The 18,957-nt window shown below is 43.6% G+C and carries 13 protein-coding genes; 2 read left to right on the top strand and 11 right to left on the bottom strand.

The window, feature by feature from the left end; genetic code table 11:
* Window positions 1–2: 2 nt before the first annotated feature.
* The 11 genes from G590_RS0110045 to G590_RS0110095 form a co-directional block, all read right to left on the bottom strand.
* A complete protein-coding gene (locus tag G590_RS0110045) occupies window positions 3–1,064 on the bottom strand; it encodes an ABC transporter ATP-binding protein (RefSeq protein ID WP_022765534.1) in 1,062 nt (353 codons plus the stop codon).
* Window positions 1,065–1,117: 53 nt separating this feature from the next.
* Window positions 1,118–2,830 (bottom strand): ABC transporter permease, encoded by a 1,713-nt coding sequence (locus G590_RS0110050; RefSeq protein ID WP_022765535.1) that lies wholly within the window; start codon window positions 2,828–2,830, stop codon window positions 1,118–1,120.
* A gap of 80 nt (window positions 2,831–2,910) precedes the next feature.
* The gene (locus tag G590_RS0110055) at window positions 2,911–4,077 is read right to left on the bottom strand and encodes an ABC transporter substrate-binding protein (RefSeq protein WP_022765536.1); all 1,167 of its coding nucleotides are present in this window, start codon (window positions 4,075–4,077) and stop codon (window positions 2,911–2,913) included.
* A 129-nt stretch (window positions 4,078–4,206) separates the two neighbouring features.
* The gene (locus G590_RS0110060) at window positions 4,207–4,968 is read right to left on the bottom strand and encodes a response regulator transcription factor (protein WP_022765537.1); all 762 of its coding nucleotides are present in this window, start codon (window positions 4,966–4,968) and stop codon (window positions 4,207–4,209) included.
* Window positions 4,969–4,979: 11 nt separating this feature from the next.
* A complete protein-coding gene (locus tag G590_RS0110065; RefSeq protein WP_022765538.1) occupies window positions 4,980–6,662 on the bottom strand; it encodes a sensor histidine kinase in 1,683 nt (560 codons plus the stop codon).
* The gene (locus tag G590_RS0110070; protein WP_022765539.1) at window positions 6,655–7,686 is read right to left on the bottom strand and encodes an extracellular solute-binding protein; all 1,032 of its coding nucleotides are present in this window, start codon (window positions 7,684–7,686) and stop codon (window positions 6,655–6,657) included. Before G590_RS0110070 ends, G590_RS0110065 begins: the two co-directional genes overlap by 8 nt.
* Window positions 7,670–9,625: an EAL domain-containing protein gene (locus tag G590_RS0110075; protein WP_022765540.1), complete on the bottom strand. Its 1,956-nt coding sequence runs from the start codon at window positions 9,623–9,625 to the stop codon at window positions 7,670–7,672. The genes G590_RS0110070 and G590_RS0110075 overlap by 17 nt, the downstream gene beginning before the upstream one ends.
* Before the next feature lie 3 nt (window positions 9,626–9,628).
* Window positions 9,629–10,387: a response regulator gene (locus G590_RS0110080; protein ID WP_022765541.1), complete on the bottom strand. Its 759-nt coding sequence runs from the start codon at window positions 10,385–10,387 to the stop codon at window positions 9,629–9,631.
* A gap of 3 nt (window positions 10,388–10,390) precedes the next feature.
* Entirely contained in the window at window positions 10,391–14,188 is a 3,798-nt protein-coding gene (locus G590_RS20610; RefSeq protein ID WP_022765542.1) for an EAL domain-containing protein, read from the bottom strand.
* Between the two features lie 35 nt (window positions 14,189–14,223).
* Window positions 14,224–15,447 (bottom strand): EAL and HDOD domain-containing protein, encoded by a 1,224-nt coding sequence (locus G590_RS0110090; protein WP_022765543.1) that lies wholly within the window; start codon window positions 15,445–15,447, stop codon window positions 14,224–14,226.
* Window positions 15,448–15,571: 124 nt separating this feature from the next.
* On the bottom strand, window positions 15,572–16,480 hold the full coding sequence (locus G590_RS0110095) for a glycosyltransferase family 2 protein (RefSeq protein ID WP_022765544.1): 909 nt from the start codon (window positions 16,478–16,480) through the stop codon (window positions 15,572–15,574).
* A gap of 97 nt (window positions 16,481–16,577) precedes the next feature.
* On the opposite strand from G590_RS0110095, the gene G590_RS0110100 reads away from it, so the two are divergent.
* Both G590_RS0110100 and glgD read left to right on the top strand, forming a co-directional pair.
* Window positions 16,578–17,720, top strand: a complete 1,143-nt coding sequence (locus G590_RS0110100) for a glucose-1-phosphate adenylyltransferase (protein WP_022765545.1) — start codon at window positions 16,578–16,580, stop codon at window positions 17,718–17,720.
* A complete protein-coding gene (glgD, locus tag G590_RS0110105) occupies window positions 17,720–18,838 on the top strand; it encodes a glucose-1-phosphate adenylyltransferase subunit GlgD (protein ID WP_022765546.1) in 1,119 nt (372 codons plus the stop codon). Before G590_RS0110100 ends, glgD begins: the two co-directional genes overlap by 1 nt.
* The last annotated feature ends 119 nt before the right edge of the window (window positions 18,839–18,957 follow it).

Raw genomic sequence — 18,957 nt, forward strand, 5'->3', positions numbered from 1 at the left:
CTTTAAAGAGCGTACAAAGTATTATCCTCAAAAGTAAGGAATACTGTATCGCCTACTTTATAGATCTTTTTATTCTTAGGATTGTACTCCTGGATCTTAACAAAGCTCTCGCCGACCTTAATGCGATAATCCTGATATGCGCCCATAAAGCATGAATAATCTACAATGCCCTTAATAGCTCCTGCATCAGAAAGAGTCGCTCCCTCAGGTCTTAGTACAACGTCGCATTCAGAACCCATCTCAAGGTTTCCTGTTGCGCACTTTACTGCTGCTCCATCAATTTCAACCATATCCTGACCGGTAACCTTGGCCTTAAGGAAATTACACTCGCCGATAAAGTCTGCAACAAACTTGCTGTTAGGATAGTAATAAGCTTCCTGAGGTGTTGCCACCTGCTCTACTATGCCCTTGTTCATGATGATGACCTTATCGGAAATAGCCATAGCCTCTGACTGATCATGTGTTACATAAACAGCTGTGATGCCTGCTTCCTGCTGGATACGTCTGATCTCTGTTCTCATAGAAACCCTGAGCTTGGCATCAAGGTTTGACAAAGGCTCATCGAACAAAAGAACTCCCGGCTCAATAACAAGCGCTCTTGCCAGAGCAACTCTCTGCTGCTGTCCGCCTGAGAGCTGGTTTGTCATACGGTTCTCCATTCCCTCAAGTCCAACCAGTGCAAGGATGTCGGTGACTTTTTTCTTAATTGTCTCTGAATCCATCTTTCGAAGCTTAAGTCCGTAAGCTACGTTATCAAAAATATTGTAGTGAGGAAGAAGCGCATAGCTCTGGAAAACCATAGCTGTATCACGCTTATTGGGAGTCAGCGCATTTATAGGCTCACCTCCCAGATAGATCTCACCCTCATCCGGTGACTCAAATCCTGCGATCATACGAAGTGTTGTTGTCTTTCCGCAGCCGGACGGGCCAAGCAGTGTAACAAAGCTGCCGGGTTCAATCTCGAGATTCTGATCTTTTACTGCATAAAAATCTTTCCCTGTCTTGGGATCTTTATAAATCTTTGAAATGTGTTCAAGGCGTACGCCCTTTTTCTCTTTTGCCATTTTATCCACCTATCTCGCATTATCATGCGGCCTTAAATTCATCTTTGGTTTCTTTAATCTTCTATGTTGACTTTACGGCTGGTTCCGAAATACTTCATAAATATGTTCATAAGAAGAACCGCTGTATAAGTGATAAGAATAAGGATAGTCGCAAATGCACATGCTATTCCGTAAGCACCCTTCTCTGCAAACTCATTGATCTGAACGGTAATGAGAAGGTAAGAAGGTGTAACCAGAAGGATGATAGCACTGATGGCTGTTATACTCCTTACGAAGGAAGTAACAAAACCGCTCAGGAAACTGTCCTTAATAAGAGGAAGCGTAACTGTCATGAATACCTTGAAGCTGTCTGCGCCCATGTCATACGCTGACTCCTCGATACTCTTATCGATCTGGCGAAGTGCGGAAATTCCGCTTCGTGTACCGGTAGGTAGGCTTCGTACCACGAAAACGATGACCAGGATAGCTCCTGTTCCGTAGAGTCCCTGAAGGAAGCCTGTTCCGAAGATACCGCCTGAGAATCCTCTGATGTATCCGATACCAAGAACTGTTCCGGGAACTGCCATAGCCAGCATTGATACCGCCTCGATGAATCCTTTGGCTTTAAACTTTCTCTTTACGACCAGATAAGAGATTATCATGGACAAAAGAGCTGTTATAGGAGCTGAAATAAGCGAAAGGATAAAGCTGTCCTTGAATGCCTTAAACCCTTTGTACTTGGTAAATACCTGGCCAAACCACTTGAATGTCAGGTGGAAATCATATCCCCAGGTTCTGAACATAGCACCAAAAGGCACGCAGATATACATAATGATTACAAAGAGTGCAAGGCCTGAGCATAGGATTGTAAGAGGTACGGTAACGCTCTTGTCTGTAATGAGCATACGTTCTCTTGATGCCTTACCTGAAAGTGTTGCAGTGCTCTTTGCCTCGAGATAATACTTCTGAACAACGAACATAAGAAGTGTGATTGCCAGAAGAACTACCGCCATGGCTGCTGCACCCTGCTTGTCATAAGCACCTGTGATCTGCAGGTAAATTGTTGTTGCAAGTGTATCGTATGAACCACCGATGATCATAGGGTTTGCAAAGTCTGCAATAGACTCGATGAAGGTTACAAGGAAAGCATTTCCGAGTCCCGGAAGTATAAGGGGAAGCGTAACCGTCATAAATACCTTGAATCTGGAAGCGCCCATATCTCTGGCTGCTTCCTCAAGGGAAGGATCGATGTTTTTCAAAAGACCCTTGAGCATCATGTAGCATACAGGGAAAAATGTAAGGGTCTGGACTATTGCAATACCCCAGAAGCCGTACACACTGTTGTCATAGATATGTAAAAGAAATCTTGTGATGATACCTGCTTTTCCGAAAAGCATGATCATTGAAAGTGACAAAACAAATGGAGGTGAAACTACAGGAAGCATGGATACAACCTTAAAGAGACCTTCCATGAATTTTGTACGAAGTTTGACATAAACCTCAACATAGGCAAACAGAAGGCCTATGAGAGCCGATGCAATTCCGACTAAAAATCCTACCTTAAGAGTGTTTGTAATAGCGCGCCTGAAGTTGGGCAGATCCATTACCCTCTTAAATGTATCAAGTGTTACTCCCTCTTCCGTCACAAAACTGTCCACCAACAGGATTGCCAGCGGGTACAGGATAAAGACTGTAAGAAAAACCACCAAAACTATAATGGTTGTCACCATAATGGGATCAGCCATCAGCTTTTTTCTGTCAAGGCTGGCGCTTTGACTCTTTGCCATTTTGAAATCCTCCTCGAATTAGCTTAAAAGAGAAGGGAGGATGGATCAGCATCCTCCCTGTTTAATAAACCCCGTATTTATTATTCGGTCTGGAAACGATCGTCAGCTGCGCTTCCGAGTGCGTTCATAACTTCCTCAATGTAAGTTGTTGTGTTCTGCTTAGCATCTTCGAAGTCGTAATCCATAACGTTCTCAGGATCAAGGCCGAACTCTGTAGCGATCTCAGGCTGCTTAGCGTTGTCGATAACAAGGAACTGGTAAGAACCGTTCTGAGCTGCAAGCTCTACGCAATCAGGGCTGAGTGCATACTCGATCCAAAGCTTAGCTGCATTTGGATGCTGGCATCCCTTGAAGATAGCTGTTGCACCAACCTCGTAAGATGTTCCTGTTGAAGGAATTACAAGGCCGATGTTGCCGTATCCGTTGTCAACGATCTGTGTGATACCATCGTGAAGGAATCCGATACCAACAACACACTCACCTGTACCAACGTTCTTAGAAGGGCCTGAACCTGACTTTGTGTATACTTCGATGTTCTTGTCGAGGTCAACAAGGTACTGGATACCTTCGTCATGACCATACTTCTGGATCATTGTGTTGATAACAAGCTTAGCTGTTCCGGCTGTGTTGTAGTTTGAAAGCCAGATAAGTCCTTTGTACTTCTCATCAAGAAGATCCTTCCAGTCTGCAGGCTCATCAACGCCCATTCTTGCAAGCTCGTCTTTGTTAACCATGAATCCAAGGATTCCCTTGTAGATACCATACCAGTATCCGTCTGCATCACGATACTTGTCAGAAAGAAGGTGGCTTGCATTCTGTGCATCATATGCCTCAAGAAGTCCCTCTGAAGCTGCTACGTTGTAAGGATCTGTTGTTCCGCCGAACCATACATCACCTGAAGGATTTCCGTTCTCTTCTTCGATCTTACTCTGAACCTCACCTGTTGAAAGACGCTGATACTGAACCTTGATTCCATAGAGTTTTTCAAAGTTCTCACAAGCTGCTGCGAGGTACTCCTCCTCACATGAGCCGTAAACGATAAGCTCTCCCTCTGCCTTGGCTGCTTCGATAAGAGCATCCATTCCTGAACTCTCAGCCTCAGCTGCAGGAGCTTCTGTCTCAGCGGGAGCTTCAGTAGCTGCAGGAGCTTCAGTAGTTGCTGCCGGTGTTTCAGGAGCAGCCTCTCCGCATCCGAACAGACTCAGTGTCATAAGTCCCGCCAATACCAATGCTAATTTCTTTTTCATAATTCTTCTCCTTTCCATTTCGGATCATTGATAAATTAATCATAAAAAAAAACAGAAATCGGTAATACCCAAATTTCTGTTTTTTTGTCCAAAATTCTGAACACATTTTATCGGCCTGCGATAGCCTGTTTATTTCACAAAATCTGACGGTGATCTGTCGGTGTATTTCTTGAATACGGTGCTGAAGTATTTGTAATCAGAAAAGCCCGTCATCTCTGAGACTTCATAGACCTTGTAGGTACCGGTCTCAAGGAGTTTGATTGCCTGCTGGACCCTGTACTTGTTGAGGAAATCCAGATAGGTCTGGCCTGTCGCCTCTTTAAACTTGCGGGAGAGATAGCTTCCCGATACGCCAAGCTCTTCGGAGAAGGTCTCAATGCTGATCTTTTCAGAGTAGCGTTCTCTCGTTTCTTTGAGTACTTTCTGAATATAGTCGTTGTCGCCCTCACTCTTAATAAAGAGAGCATCAATATCATCCGCGGTTTTGATCTTGGACGAGAGCTGACGAAGCTGATTGTCCTTCTCTATCTCAGTGATGATCTTGCTGATGTTTTTCTTGAGTTCCTCTTCATCCACCGGTTTCATAAGATATGCAGAAACGCCGAGTTCTATTGCTGTCTTGGCATACTCAAAGTCAGCATAGCTGGTCATTATGATAGCCTTAAAATCAGCTATTTCCTGCCCTTTTCTTATCATCTCTATGCCGTTCATCATCGGCATCATTATGTCTGCAAGTACAATGTCCGGTGAAAGCTCTTTTATCTTCTCAACACCTTCCTTGCCGTTTGCTGCCTCTCCAACGATGGTACATCCCATGGATACCCAGTCCATTGTATATGCAATTCCCTTGCGGATGATATCCTCATCCTCTGCAATCAAAACTCTGTACATTCTTCTCCTCTTTATCCGGCAGTCCCAGGCGCAACCCTCTTTGGAAGCGTAAGTCTTACCGTTGTTCCCTCACCTTTTTTGCTTGTGATATCAAGTCCGTAGTCACCATTATACATAAGTCTTATTCTCTGATGAATATTATAAAGGCCGAAGTGAGCCGGCGCAGTGTCAGGATCCTGTATCGAAGCCTTAAGCTCTTCCAGCACATCCTCGTCAATTCCCACTCCGTCATCCTCACAGATAAATATCAGTCTCTCCTGATGCTGATAGCCGTTTATATTTACCGTAAGCTTTTCTTTTTCTCCGAAGCCGTACTTGACTGCATTTTCCAAAAGAGGCTGCAAAAGGAGCTTGGGAATAAGACAGTCGTTAATGTCCTCCGAGACATTGATGTTGTAAGCAAATCTTTTATTGAATCTTATCTGCAGTATATTGAAATAAAACTGAAGATGCTGAAGATCCTCAGCCACGGTTACCTCTTCCCTGGTCTCTCTAATGCTGTATCTGAGAAGTCCCGACAGCGATACTATCATCTTATCCGCAGAAGCAGCATCTATCTTGGCCATGAACCTGATGTTGTCCAGAGTATTGAACAAAAAGTGCGGATTAAACTGACTCTCCAGCTGCTTAACCTGCGAGAATGCCGCATTCTGTGCCAGTTCCCTGTTCTGATCAATCTGTTTTTTCAGGCCGTCCAGCATCTCATTAAAGTCATTACCTATGGTCTGGAATTCCTTGGAACTGTCAATATTCAGGGACACATCAAGATTGCCCTGCTGCACAGCTTCGAAGGCATCTTCAATCTTTTTTACATCTCTTGTATAAACCTCGGAGCTTGTAGCCGTGCTCTTATAGGTGATGAAAATTATGGCGAAGAAAATGATCGCAACAATGGCCACCAGTATAAGTATCATTCGGGTGCTTCTGTTGATATCTGAGAAGGTATATACCTTAAGCCCCTTTACCACAGGGGTTTCGTAGCAGATATATTTCTGTCCGCCAATCCTTGCGTATCCTGTATTCCCCTCCAAAAGACCGTTTATCTGCCCAAACTCATCGGTAAGGCCCTGGGTATTGTTAAGGTACACCCATCCGCTGTTATCCGTGATGATACAGTACCTGTTCTTGTCGTTTATGATATCTGCCAGCACCTGATACGGAACGGCATAGATAACGGCATATTTAAGGTCATCGCCTCTGAATACCCCCCTTACCACATAGAGGCTTCCGCTGTAGAGAACAGTCACGGTGGTATTCGGATTCTCTTTTATCCTGTTCCATATGCCCCAGTTGTCGTATTCCTTGCCTGTCAGATATTCCGGAACTGAATTCTTACTGGTAAAAAGAGCTTTCCTCTCCTGAGACATTATGATGAGATTCCCGATATCATCATAGTCTGAGGTCCTGCCATAGAGTATTGAAAAGATCCTGTCCTTCACCTTATCCACGTCAATGTCGGCAGTTGATACCACAAACTCCACATCGCCTATCATCTCATAGTAGGTTTCCAGTACCTGGTCAATCTCTCCTGCTATACTCTTCGAATCCTCTCGGGTTGTCTGTGCCATATAGGCACTCAATGTGAAGATAAAAAGAAATATCGCAGTAAATACAATGGCAATGACAGGGGTAAGCGAAAACAGAATAAAGGTTCTTCTGATATTGTCCTGGAAGGATTTGATGTCTCTACTCATTTCCATCCTCCCCCATATAACCCATAAATCTCGATATCCAATCAGACCTGCTGCCTATTACCTTATCCTTGTCCACCTGCAGTATCTTGATATCTTCTTTGGCGGCCACAAGGCTTGAACTCTCGACATCTTCTCTCACAGAGCGCCTTCCCAGGTCAGTGGCGATATAAAACTGCGTATTGTAAGCGGTCATGAAGTCAACAAAAGCCTTGGCGCCGTCTGCATTGGCTGCATTTTTGTTTATATATATGCCATCTGGCGTGGATACCACTCCCTCATTCATATATACAACCTTGACGTGCTTGCCTCCCTTTAGCATGGTTATAGCTGCTTCTTCAAAAGTAAGTCCCACTACAAACTTGCCACTTGCAACTCCCTGATAAACCTCTGATGAGCTGTCAAGGAGTTTGCCGGAGAGGTTATCGGCAAATTCTTCCACATAATCCCATCCTTTCTCCGGGTCTCCCCCTCCCATTGCATAAAGCATATTGGTCAGATGCTCAAAGGAAGATGAAGACTTCTCCGGACTGGCATAAGCTATTTTACCTGCCAGTGCCGGATTTAAGAGATCCTCATATCCGTTTATTGTGATATCGCCCAAAAGGTCGGTGTTTACCATAAGAATACTGGGTACATCCGTAAAGCAGGTAAGAGCATTACCTGCGCCTCTGTACTCAGCATAAAAGCTGTCTTCATTTTCTGTTGTATAAGGTAAAAAGAGATCTTCGTAGGAACCTACGGAAAGAATGGATCCTCCCCAAAGCACATCGATTTTCTCCCCATCCTGTATCCTGGAAACAGCTTCTGATGTTCCGCATCGGATCACCTCCACCGTTATCCCGGTCTGTGCTTCAAACTCACATGCCAGTGGTTTCATGAACTCAATAGGATGCGGCGAAACCACAACAACCTTATTTTCTGCTCCCCCTTCTGCAACTCCCCTGCTGCTTATCACCCCATAAGCAATTGCAGCAACTATGATCATCAAGGCGAGAGTAACGAGAATTCTACGTACTCTTTTCATTAAACACCTCTTTATTCCAGAATTTGTTCTGGAGTTCATTCTTGGTAACCACAGGCGAGAGGTAGTCTCCGATGACAAAATCAGCATTCACGTCTTTTATCCTGTCATAAAGCTCTTTGCTGTCTATGCCGCTTAAAATGACTTTCTTTCCGAGCTGACTGACCATGTTTACCTTATTGCGAAGGATTGCCTCGCCCTGAACCATATCCACCGAATCAAAATGTCTTTTGACATCGACATTGATACCGTCAAACTTGTCTATAGTTGTAACATCCAGTCCAAGAAAACCGGAATCAAGGTTAAACAGAATAAATCTGATTCCGATCTTGTTAAATTCATCTATTATGTATCCTAGCACATCCTGTGCCTGTGTTGCTATTGTATCACTAACACTGAGTATGAGCATCCCCGGGTCTATGCTGTACTTTTTAATGCATCCCTTTACCTTGTCGACAAGTTCCTGGGTAAGTACCTGAACAGACATGATATTGATCGTAAAGACCGATATATCCATATCTGACTTTTTCACTCCGGAATTGATGAACTGACAAACAGAATCTATCATTCTGAATTCCAGTTCTCCTGCCACACCTGCGTTTTCTGCAACTGTTTTGAACTCCGAGAATCTGATCTTACCTATTATAGGGTCGTTGAGGGTCAAAAGAGCATCTGCCGAATACACGCCCATAGTCTTTTTCAGGTAGACGGGGTGATATACCACTCTGAAAGCGTCTCCCGCAATACCTCTTATGATAGCTTTTTCAACATCGATGTTTCTAAGCATGAAGTCAAGATCTTTTCCCTTGAAAACTGTCTTATCAACATCACCAGTATTGCTCTCGGAAAGTCTTAAAATATCATCGGCATCGTTAAACTCATCGGGGCACTTTACGCATATTATCTTGGCTTTGATATTGGTAGCACTGTCTCCTACCTCAAAGCTCTGCTCAAATCTCTTTACTATCCTGTCAATGACATCATCAGCATTAAAGTCGCACATATCTTCGCATAGCATATAAAAGATTCCGCCGGTAGTTCTGTACACATCGAATCTGTAGTTGATTCCTTTAAGGAATTTAGCCACACTGATAAGGATCATGTCATATCCTTCATTTCCCATGAGCCTGCGATAAAGGTCCACGCTGTCAATGCGGACACATATTACATAAAACTCTTTTCCCACATTAATACTGCTCTTTAAGTCCTGTACAAGAGCTGACCTGTTATATGCCTGAGTCTTATAATCCAGCCTGTAGTCATCTTTTTCAATCATGATCATGATGCCCATAAGACCAAGGGACTCCGCAAGCATCTCGAAGATGATCTCCGGAAAGACCATCTGTACAATTACTCCGGTCACTGCAAGCCCCAGGAAATAGAACATGGCAATCTTCTGTAAATGATTCATTGTATACCAGTAACGCCCCAGAAGATAAAAGCAGAACATGAGATAAAACGCACTGATGATGTAAGCCAGATATACTCCGTTTCCTCTGACAAGACTACCCTCTATGTCGTTTCTGATGATAAAACCGGTCAAAGGGTTGGTTATAACCGCAACTTCGAGCAGCAGGCAGGGCGACAGAAAGACAGCAAGCTTGAGCTTACTTCTGTATCTGTGGAACACGTTGCAGACAAGTATTATATAAAGCGCAAATACCGGAACAAAAGCAAAGTGTGTTCCGTAATATGCAAGCTTATTAAAGTAGACAACATTGTATTTAACCTTCATGGAAATATCGCTGTCAAGAACTACAGTGTTGACGATTCCTGTCACACAGTCGAAAAGAGTAATGATCAGGGCAGCAAGAAATAAACGGCTGCGGAGCCTTTTCTTGGTCTCTCTTTTCATTACAGCCGTGTAGAATATACATGTTATGCAGATCATCAGTGCAGCAGTCCTAAAGGATAGCGCTCCTATAGGATTTATATCACCCATGTATTATTTCCTCGCTTTAAAGAATGCATCCAGCGTTGAAAGAAGTTTATCTTTGGATATGGTTTTAAGCAGATAGTCCGCTGGTTTCAGAGCAATGACGTTTGTAACGCTCTCCTTGTCGTTTTTGCCTGTAAGGAACATTACCGGAGTTGAACTTGAAAATGACTCACTCTTTAGCATCTCCAGAACCTTGGGGCCATCAAGGACCGGCATATCGTAATCAAGAAGAACCAAATCCGCCTTATTTGTGGCAAGCCAGGCTACAGCCTGCGTACCGGAGTTGGCCATTCCGACTCTGTACGTGTCCTTGAGCCATTCTCTGATCATCTGAAGGAAAGTGGGATCATCATCCACTATCAGAATGCTCTTTCTTCTCTGGAATTCATACTCATCGTCTGTCACAATAAGAGCCTTTTGTACCAGATCCGCCATATCAAGAGGCCTCTCAATTTCAAATGCCACATCCTCCTTCGGGATATACTGATGCACAAGATTGAAAGCGTCCTTGTTACCAATGACCATCATGATCATATTGTCGTCAACGCACAGATCCTTTAAATAAACCATGACGTCGCGATGATCTTCAAACTCTGTATCAGTGTACAGCAAAATAAGATTGGCATCCTTGGTCTTTCCACTTAGATCAGCCAGAACGTATGAGGCTTCATTCACTATGAAATGCGCAGCAAGCAAAGCGTTCTTGATGGCATTAACCAGGAAAGTCTCTTCATTTCTTACAAGTAAAATCGTCTTATTAAACATAGCTTACTCCTCTAATAAGGTAAGTCCTTCTGAAGCCAGTCTTACTATCTCATCCCACTGCAGCTTGTACGCCATTTCACCGATACTTCTTGTAATCTTGCGATCGCTCTCGGGAAGTCTGTAGTTCCTTAAAGAATCCAGAATAAATGTAAGTGTGTCATAATCAAGGCTCTTACTCACCTCAATTATGCTCTGATAAGCATCCTTGAGCTGTGCCCTGCTTATATCGACCATATCTTCTGTCTCATCAGCTTCTGCTTCCGAGTCAATCCCCGGAACCTCAGAGAGCGTGTGAATTACTATCGAGTACAGATTCATCAGTTCATCCTGATACTCCCTGATGGTATCAATATCACCGGCGTTTCCGGCATCTTCGAGTTTTTTGGCAAGTTCACTCAAAGATCTGGCGCCTATGGTCCTGCTGGTGCTCTTTAAGGAGTGGACATAACTTGTATAGTCCTTCCAGTTTTCGTCACTGTACGCATTTTCAAGATTTGACTCAGTCATCTGCGCAGATTCGAAATAAACCTTGATGATATTGAAATAGCTGTCAACACTTCCGCAGTTCCTGAGTCCCTCACCGACATCTATCTCTTGCAGGTTATTAAGCCATTTAGGATACTCTGTAGCATCTGCCTTTTCTTCCTGATGTGCATCGGGGTTTGTGCTCTCGGAGGAGAGGATCACTTTATCCTTTGGCAGATATCTGATCAGTGTATCTTCTAGCTTATCGCTCTCAACCGGCTTACTCAGATAATCATCAAAGCCTTCCCTGAGGAAATTCTCTCTGGCACCCGAAATAGCATTGGCCGTAAGTACGATTACAGGAGTATCCTTATTGGGGCTATCAGTATCTTTTTTTATCTCATCAAGAGTCTCAATACCATCCATTCCCGGCATTCTGTAATCCAGGAATATGATGTCATACTTCTTGGCATGCTGTTTCTTAAGGCACTCCTCTCCGCTCCTTGCGGATTCTACCTTTGACTGCACGTTCTTCAGCAGCTCTCTGATGACCACATGGTTCATTGGTGTGTCATCGACCACAAGGATCTCTGCATCAGGCGCTGTAAGCTTTTCTTTGTATTTCTTTCTCTCTTTTGCTGTCTCCTGGAGTTTGGACTTAAAGTCTCCGATCGTCTTTTCACTGACTACCTTCTGAGGAAGTGTGATCGTAAAGGTTGATCCCTTTCCGTATTCACTTTCAACTGAAATGCTTCCTCCCATAAGATCAAGAAGAGAACTGGTAATTGCAAGTCCCAGGCCACTTCCCTCCACAGTCTTGTTCTTATCGATATCAAGTCTCTTGAATTTCTCAAAGAGTTTCTCTTTGTCTTCATCCTTGATCCCGACACCTGTATCTGAGACATCGATCTTAAGGGTTATGATATCCCCGTACTCCCTGTAGCCGGTCATTTTGAGTGTTACCTGTCCTTCAGAGGTGTACTTGATCGCATTATTTAAGATGTTCACCATTATCTGTCTCAGGCGCATCTCATCGCCGTGCATCCTGTCAGGAAGAAGATCGTCGATGTCAAACACGAGCTTTAGAGCCTTCTGAGAAGCCTTTATATGCACCATGTTATAGACATCGTTAAGCACTGAAGAAAAGTCGTAATCCGACTCGTTGATCTCCATGCTTCCGGCCTCAATCTTAGAGAAGTCAAGGATATCGTTTATCAGTGACAAAAGAGTTCTTCCCGCACCTTCAATATTCTGGGCATATTCAAGTATCTTTTCATCCGTGCACTCACGCAGGATGACTTCATTCATTCCAAGCACGGCATTTATAGGTGTTCTGATCTCATGAGACATGTTGGCAAGGAAATTACTCTTTGCTTCATTTGCAGCCCTTGCTCTTCTCTCTTCCATTCTTGCAAGCTCAGTTGCACGAAGGATGGCTATAAACTCATTCTTGCTGACAGCCTCGGAAAAATATGTTCCCTTCAGGTAATCGGCCTTAAAGCCGGATATAGTCTCAAAGAGTTCCTGCGAATCTACATTGTCAATAACTACGCGCTTATGCATCTGATTCATCATCTTAAGTCTGTTCTCAAGAATGATCTTATTCTGAATCTGCATTCCGGCTCCATGCAAAAGATTTGCATCCATCTTTACGCCCTCAAACATAAGAGATGATGCTGCCTGCATGTTAAAGAATCCGGTTCCGTACTCATCCATAAAGAACCTGATTCCGTCTTTTGCCAGATCCGCCATGACAACTCCCAGAACATCGTGGTCCGTTGCTGCCGCAGACTCTGTAATATCAAAAACAACCTGTGTCGGTCTTACGCCAAACCTTGAAAAAGCCTCTCTGACTCTTGAGCTGAAATCGGATTTGATCAGCTGAATGGATGAGAGCCCGATCTCGATAAATTCAAGTCCCATCTCTTCTGCGATACCGCCGCCCAGGAAATAACAGGCCTCATTAATGGTGAACCATCCGAGTTTTTCAATCAGTCCCGTCTGCTCTGCGATCGGTAAGAATTCTTCAGGCGCTACGCTTCCCAGCTCGCTGTCTTCAAACACAACAACTGCCTGGGCTGCGCAGATTGCCAGATCGTCCTTGGTGTAGATGGGTTCGAAATATACCTTGAAAGCATCGGTTCCGATATCTCTTTTAACAGCCTTTTCAACCTCTGCCCTTCTGAGTATGAAGTCAAGGTCATTACCAGAAAGCACCCTGTCATTATCGGCATCAATTGAGGAATCACTCAGGAAAAAGAGATTGTCCAGTGATGTAAACTGATCAGGCGAACTGGCCATCAGGATATATGCCTTCAGATACAGGGTGTTATCACCAAGTGCCCATCCCTGGCTGAATCTGTCGTAAATCTTGTTTGCCACGTCTGTTGCATCGGCTCGTTCGATATCGGGGCACACTACCATAAAGCAGTCTGATGCAGCCCTGTAAACGTCGAATCCGTTATTGATTTTCTGAACATATCCCACAATATCCTTAAGGATCTTTTCAAACTCTTCATATCCTGTGATCTTCCTGTAGGAATCCGCGTTAAGAAGTCTGATACAGATATTGAAAAAGCTTCTGCCATACTTAAAATAACTGCCGACATCCTTGGTAAATGCATTTCTGTTGAAAGCTCCGGATGGCATATCCATCATGTCGTCATCATTTTCCAGAACTATCATGATACCCATAAGGCCGATGGCTTCGCACATGAGCTCACACTGTATATTCGAGAGTATCATCTGCAGAAGCGTTCCGACAATTACAACAACGAAGAAATAAAGAAGTGCAATTTTCTTCATTCTGTTAAGGATGTTCCAGTAGAGGAAAAGAGCCACTATAGAGAACAACAGATAGAATCCCGCCTGGACATATGCAATATAAACTCCCGTATGCCTGTGGAATATCAGGTTATCATCAAAGGCATATACAAAATGCGTAAATGGATTGGTTATAACAAGGATCTCCAGAATATAAAAAGGCAGAGCAAGGCACAGCTGTGCTATTCTGGAAAACCTGTAAGACACGTTGCAGACTAAGATAATATAGAGTGCAAACACGGGAGCAATAGCGAAATGCGTGAAAAAATAGATAAATTGGAGCACATTAAGAATAAGGAGCTTACTGTCATGGGAAAAAGTGCTTAAAATGAGCAGATCAGCTCCTATAACTGTAATTGCATCGACGATAACAATCACAACAATCGCAATAAACAGTTTGTTCTTAAACCTGCGGTTCCTGCCCATCAAAAGAGTATAGAAAAGACAGGTTACCGAAACAATTATTGCCGCCAGGTTGAAGGTAAAACTGCCAATACCTCTAACATCAACCATACTGATTCCTCACGGCATCAGACAGATCCGTTCCCTTATGCCGGAATCAGATCACGATACCATCTAAGTGCACCAAGATATGCAGTATAGACATTGTTCATCTCAATCTCTTCCAAAACAAGGATTCTTGATACTTCAGTCCAATCCGCATCCTCATAGCACTTTATAAAATCCAGGATCTTGGCAAAGTCTCCTTTGTCTTCAAGCAATGCTTCTTTTACATGTTTTGATACCTGAACCATATCAAGAGCTTCAGGCATTGTCTTTTCAAGCATGATATCAAGAGCCGAGAAAAGTCCCATAATGAAAAGCTCCGGGGCATGCATGGCCATTTCAAACTCGCTTGCAAGGTTCTCCGCAAACTTAGCTCTGATCATTACAAGTCTCACAAGTTCACTTGGCTTATCTGCACACAGTTCCTTTGTAACGGCTGTGTTAATCCATCTCTTCAATTCCTTCTGTCCCAGCATAGCGGCTGCGTGACGGATCGAAGTGATCTCGGAATTAAACGCCATCCTGTTTACTATCTCAAGAAGTGAGATAACAAGAGCCGGGTCTTTTCCAATAACATCCGCAGCATCTGTCAGATCATAATCAGGGGCGTTAACGACGTTAAGAAGCTCAATGTAGTTAACTTTAAGAGGACTGACTTCTGTCTGGGACTTCGTTACAGGCATTCTGAAGAAGCTTCCCTCATAGAGGTCGTATCCTCCGTCCTCAACAAGTCTGTCGTAATCTTCTTTTGTATCAACATTAACGGCACACAGCTTAATATTGGGATACTGTCTGCCAAAATAAATCTTAGCCTTGGAAATATCGATTTTTACATGATCAAGGAAAATATAGCTGCAAAGACTGATTAGTTCTTTATAGTCCTCAAAGCTGCTGATTGGGATCTTGCGGATTGCCAGTCTGTATCCCTGCTCCTTTAGCTCTTTTGCCCGCTTGATATAATCCTTCTCCGGAGGAATTGAATTATCCATCAAAAGAACAACCTTCTCGGGCGGTACTGTACACTGAAGGGATATTTCCGCAAATATAGAAAACTGACTTATGGGAACAAAGACCTCCTTGCCTCCGGAAAGTGTTGCAACACCCATGCTGCTTACAACTTCCAGCTCAGGAACAGTTCCTGCTCCGTCAAATCTGGCGCCTGCCATAAAAGATGGATTCAAGAAGAGATTGGCCTTTCGTGCAAAGACTGAATACGCGCACACAGACATTTTGTTATCAAAAAGAGGTATCAATGTAGCAAGCATAAAGTTCTCCTTTCAGCCATTTCAAGACAAACTCCCACTTACTTATATTGTACCTCTAAAATACGATTAAAAACATTATTTTTTTATAAAATTGCGTAGATAACAAGCCAAGCAAAGCTGCTCTTTACACCGTCTTATCAATAATATACTTCGGTCTTCCCTTGACCTCATCATAGATCTTGGAAATGTAATAGCCGATGATGCCAAGCGCCATCATGATAAAAGAACCTGTGAAGCATTCAAGGATAATAACAGTGGTAAAGCCGTCCTGAGCCTTGCCCTCAAAAAAGGTCACTATTGCCTCAATACTGGCTCCCATACCAACCACAAACACAATGATCCCAAGGAAGGTTACTATCTGCATCGGCGCAGATGTAAATGATGTGATGTTGGTAAGTGCATATTTGAAAAGAGCTTTGGTACTCCACTTGGAAGTTCCGACTTCCCTCTCTCTTACTTCATATTCAACCTCTGTGGACTTAAAGCCGATCCAGGATGAAAGTGCTCTGAAGAATGCATTCTTCTCATTCATGTTAAGAAGAACATTCATGGCCTTTCTGTCAAGGAGTTTGAAATCAGATGCTCTGGACATATCAAAGCCTACCGCCTCAGACATGATGCCATAAAAGCTCTTGGCTGCAAATCTGTGAAGTCCGCTCTCTTTGCCGCGGTCAGACTTAACGCCCTCAACTATCTCATAGCCCTGCTCCCAGAGCCTGTACATCTCAACAATCTTCTCCGGCGGATGTTGAAGATCGCAGTCGATAACAACACAGCAATCTCCCTTAGCCTCTGCTATTCCGGCGAAAATTGCCGACTCTTTTCCGAAGTTCCTGGAAAAACAAACACCTCTTACGCACGGATATTTCTGTGCCTGCTGCTCGATTTTCTCCCAGGTACTGTCCTTGGAACCGTCGTTTACAAAAAGCAGCTCATGCTCTATATTCTCTCCGCTTAAAATGCCGTTTATAACGGATGCGGTCTGTGGTATTATTTCTTCTTCATTGTATGCAGGTATAATTACTGAAAGCACCTAAAAGCTACCCCTTTCGTGCTTGATTAAAGTCCTCATGCATTATATCATAGATTATATGGTATTTCTACAAACATCAAGATAGGGGGATCTTCATATGGCTCAAAACGAAATGTTAGCTATGATCCTGGCGGGTGGACGTGGAAGCAGGCTAAAAGACCTCACCACGAAGGTAGCTAAGCCAGCAGTTTTCTATGGGGGAAAATATCGTATAATTGATTTTCCTTTAAGTAACTGTGCAAACAGTGGCATCGATGTTGTCGGTGTCCTTACACAGTATGAGTCCGTGCTTCTAAACAGTTATGTAGCGCAGGACGGACGCTGGGGTCTCGACTCCAAAGACAGCGGTGTCTATGTTTTAACTCCTCGCGAGAAGGCTGATCAGGGCCTTGATGTCTTTCGCGGAACCGCTGATGCGATTTCTCAGAATATCGACTTTATCGATACGTATGATCCGGAGTACCTTCTCATTCTGTCCGGAGATCACATTTACAAAATGAATTATTCCAAGATGCTTGATTATCACAAGCAGATGAACGCTGACGCCACTATTGCTGTCCGCGGTGTTCCCATGCGTGAAGCAAGCCGTTTCGGAATCATGAATACTGACGGCAAGGGCCGCATCATCGAATTCGAGGAAAAGCCCGCCAAGCCCAAGAGCAATCTGGCTTCAATGGGTATCTATATCTTCAGTTGGAAGCCTCTGCGCAAGATGCTTGTTGAAGATATGAAGAATCCAAACTCTGATCATGACTTTGGAAAAGACATTATTCCAAGAATGCTTAATGAGAAGAGAGGTCTTTTCGCATACGAGTTCAAGGGTTATTGGAAGGATGTAGGAACTATTGACTCCCTTTGGGAAGCCAATATGGACCTTCTCGATCCCAAGAACTCTCTTAACTTGAACGATTCATCATGGCTTATCTACACAGAAGACGTATCTACTCTTCCTCAGTACATAGGCAAGGATGCCAAGATCAAGAAGGCATATATCACACAGGGCGTACGCGTCGAGGGAAGCGTAACTAACTCAGTCCTCTTTACCGGCGCAGTTGTAGGCAAGGGAGCCAAGATTGTTGACTCGGTTCTTATGCCGGGTGTTGTTGTAGAAGAAGGTGCAACAGTTACAAGAGCACTGGTTGCCGAGAATATACACATTGGCAAGAAGGCCAAAGTCGGTTCCAGAAACAGCGAAAACATTGAACTTGTTGCTAAAAATGTGAAAGGAGGTACAAAGTAATGGCAGTTAAAGCTTTTGGTATAGTATCCTCCGCAGATAACACCATTCATGTTGAGGGTCTTCACGATTATCGTCCCATCGGCGCTTTTTCATTCCTCGGAAGATTTCGTGTTATAGATTTCCCAATCTCAAATATGAGTAACAGCGACATCAACCGTATTCAGGTTTATGTCCGCACAAGACCAAGATCCATCGCTGAACACGTAGGTAGCGGAAGACATTACAACATCAACTCAAAGAGAGGTAAGATACAGCTCCTCTTCTCGCAAAACTCCTCTTCCCGCTCTATTTACAACAATGATATCTCCGCTTATATGGAGAACCTTGATATCATTCAGCGTATGCATCAGGACTACGTTATCATCGCCCCAAGCTATATGGTTTATAAACAGGATTACAGACAGCTCCTCGATGCACATGTTGCTTCCGGCGCTGATGTCACTCTTCTGTACCACAAGGTTGATAACGCAAGAGAATATTTCAAGAACTGCCACACCATTGCAGTCAACAAGCAAAAAGGTGTTCAGTCAATAGACAAGAACCTTGGAACAGCCAATTCAAGAAACATCTTCATGGACACCTATTGTATGAAGAGAGATGTTTTTGTTGAACTTGTTAAGTCCGCTAACTGGATGTCTTCCATGTATACTCTGGCAGATATCGTCAATCTCAAGTGCAAAGATATGGACATCAGAGCGTTCCAGCACAGAGGATACTTTGCTACTCTCACAAGTTTGGAAGACTACTTCAATGCTTCAATGGAGCTTCTGGACTACGACAAAGCCCATGACCTGCTCCGTCCTGAATGGCCTATCTACACAAGGACTACCGATGCATGTCCTACTCAGTATTTTGAAAGTGCCAAGGTCACAAACTCCTTTGTAAGTAACGGATGTCTCATTGAGGGAAGCATCGAAAACTCCATCATCGGACGTAGTGTAGTTATAAAAAAAGGTGCAGTTATCAAGAACTCCATCATCATGGCCTACTCCACAATTGAAGAGGGAGTTCATATTGAAAATGCCATCGTTGATAAGTGGGCTCACATCATCCACGCCAAGAATATAAGAGGCGAGATTGATGCTCCGCAGTATATCAAGAGGCAGGATACGCTCTAAATGAGCCACGCAGAATAATAATAAAAGCAGCGGGAATGTGTTTACACAATTCCCACTGCTTTTTTATTGTTCTATGCGGCGAACGCCGCGATAACGAGAAACAAGCGAAGCGTTTTCGA

Source organism: Butyrivibrio sp. XPD2006 (genome assembly GCF_000420865.1).
In the GTDB taxonomy this organism is placed as follows: Bacteria; Bacillota; Clostridia; order Lachnospirales; family Lachnospiraceae; genus Butyrivibrio.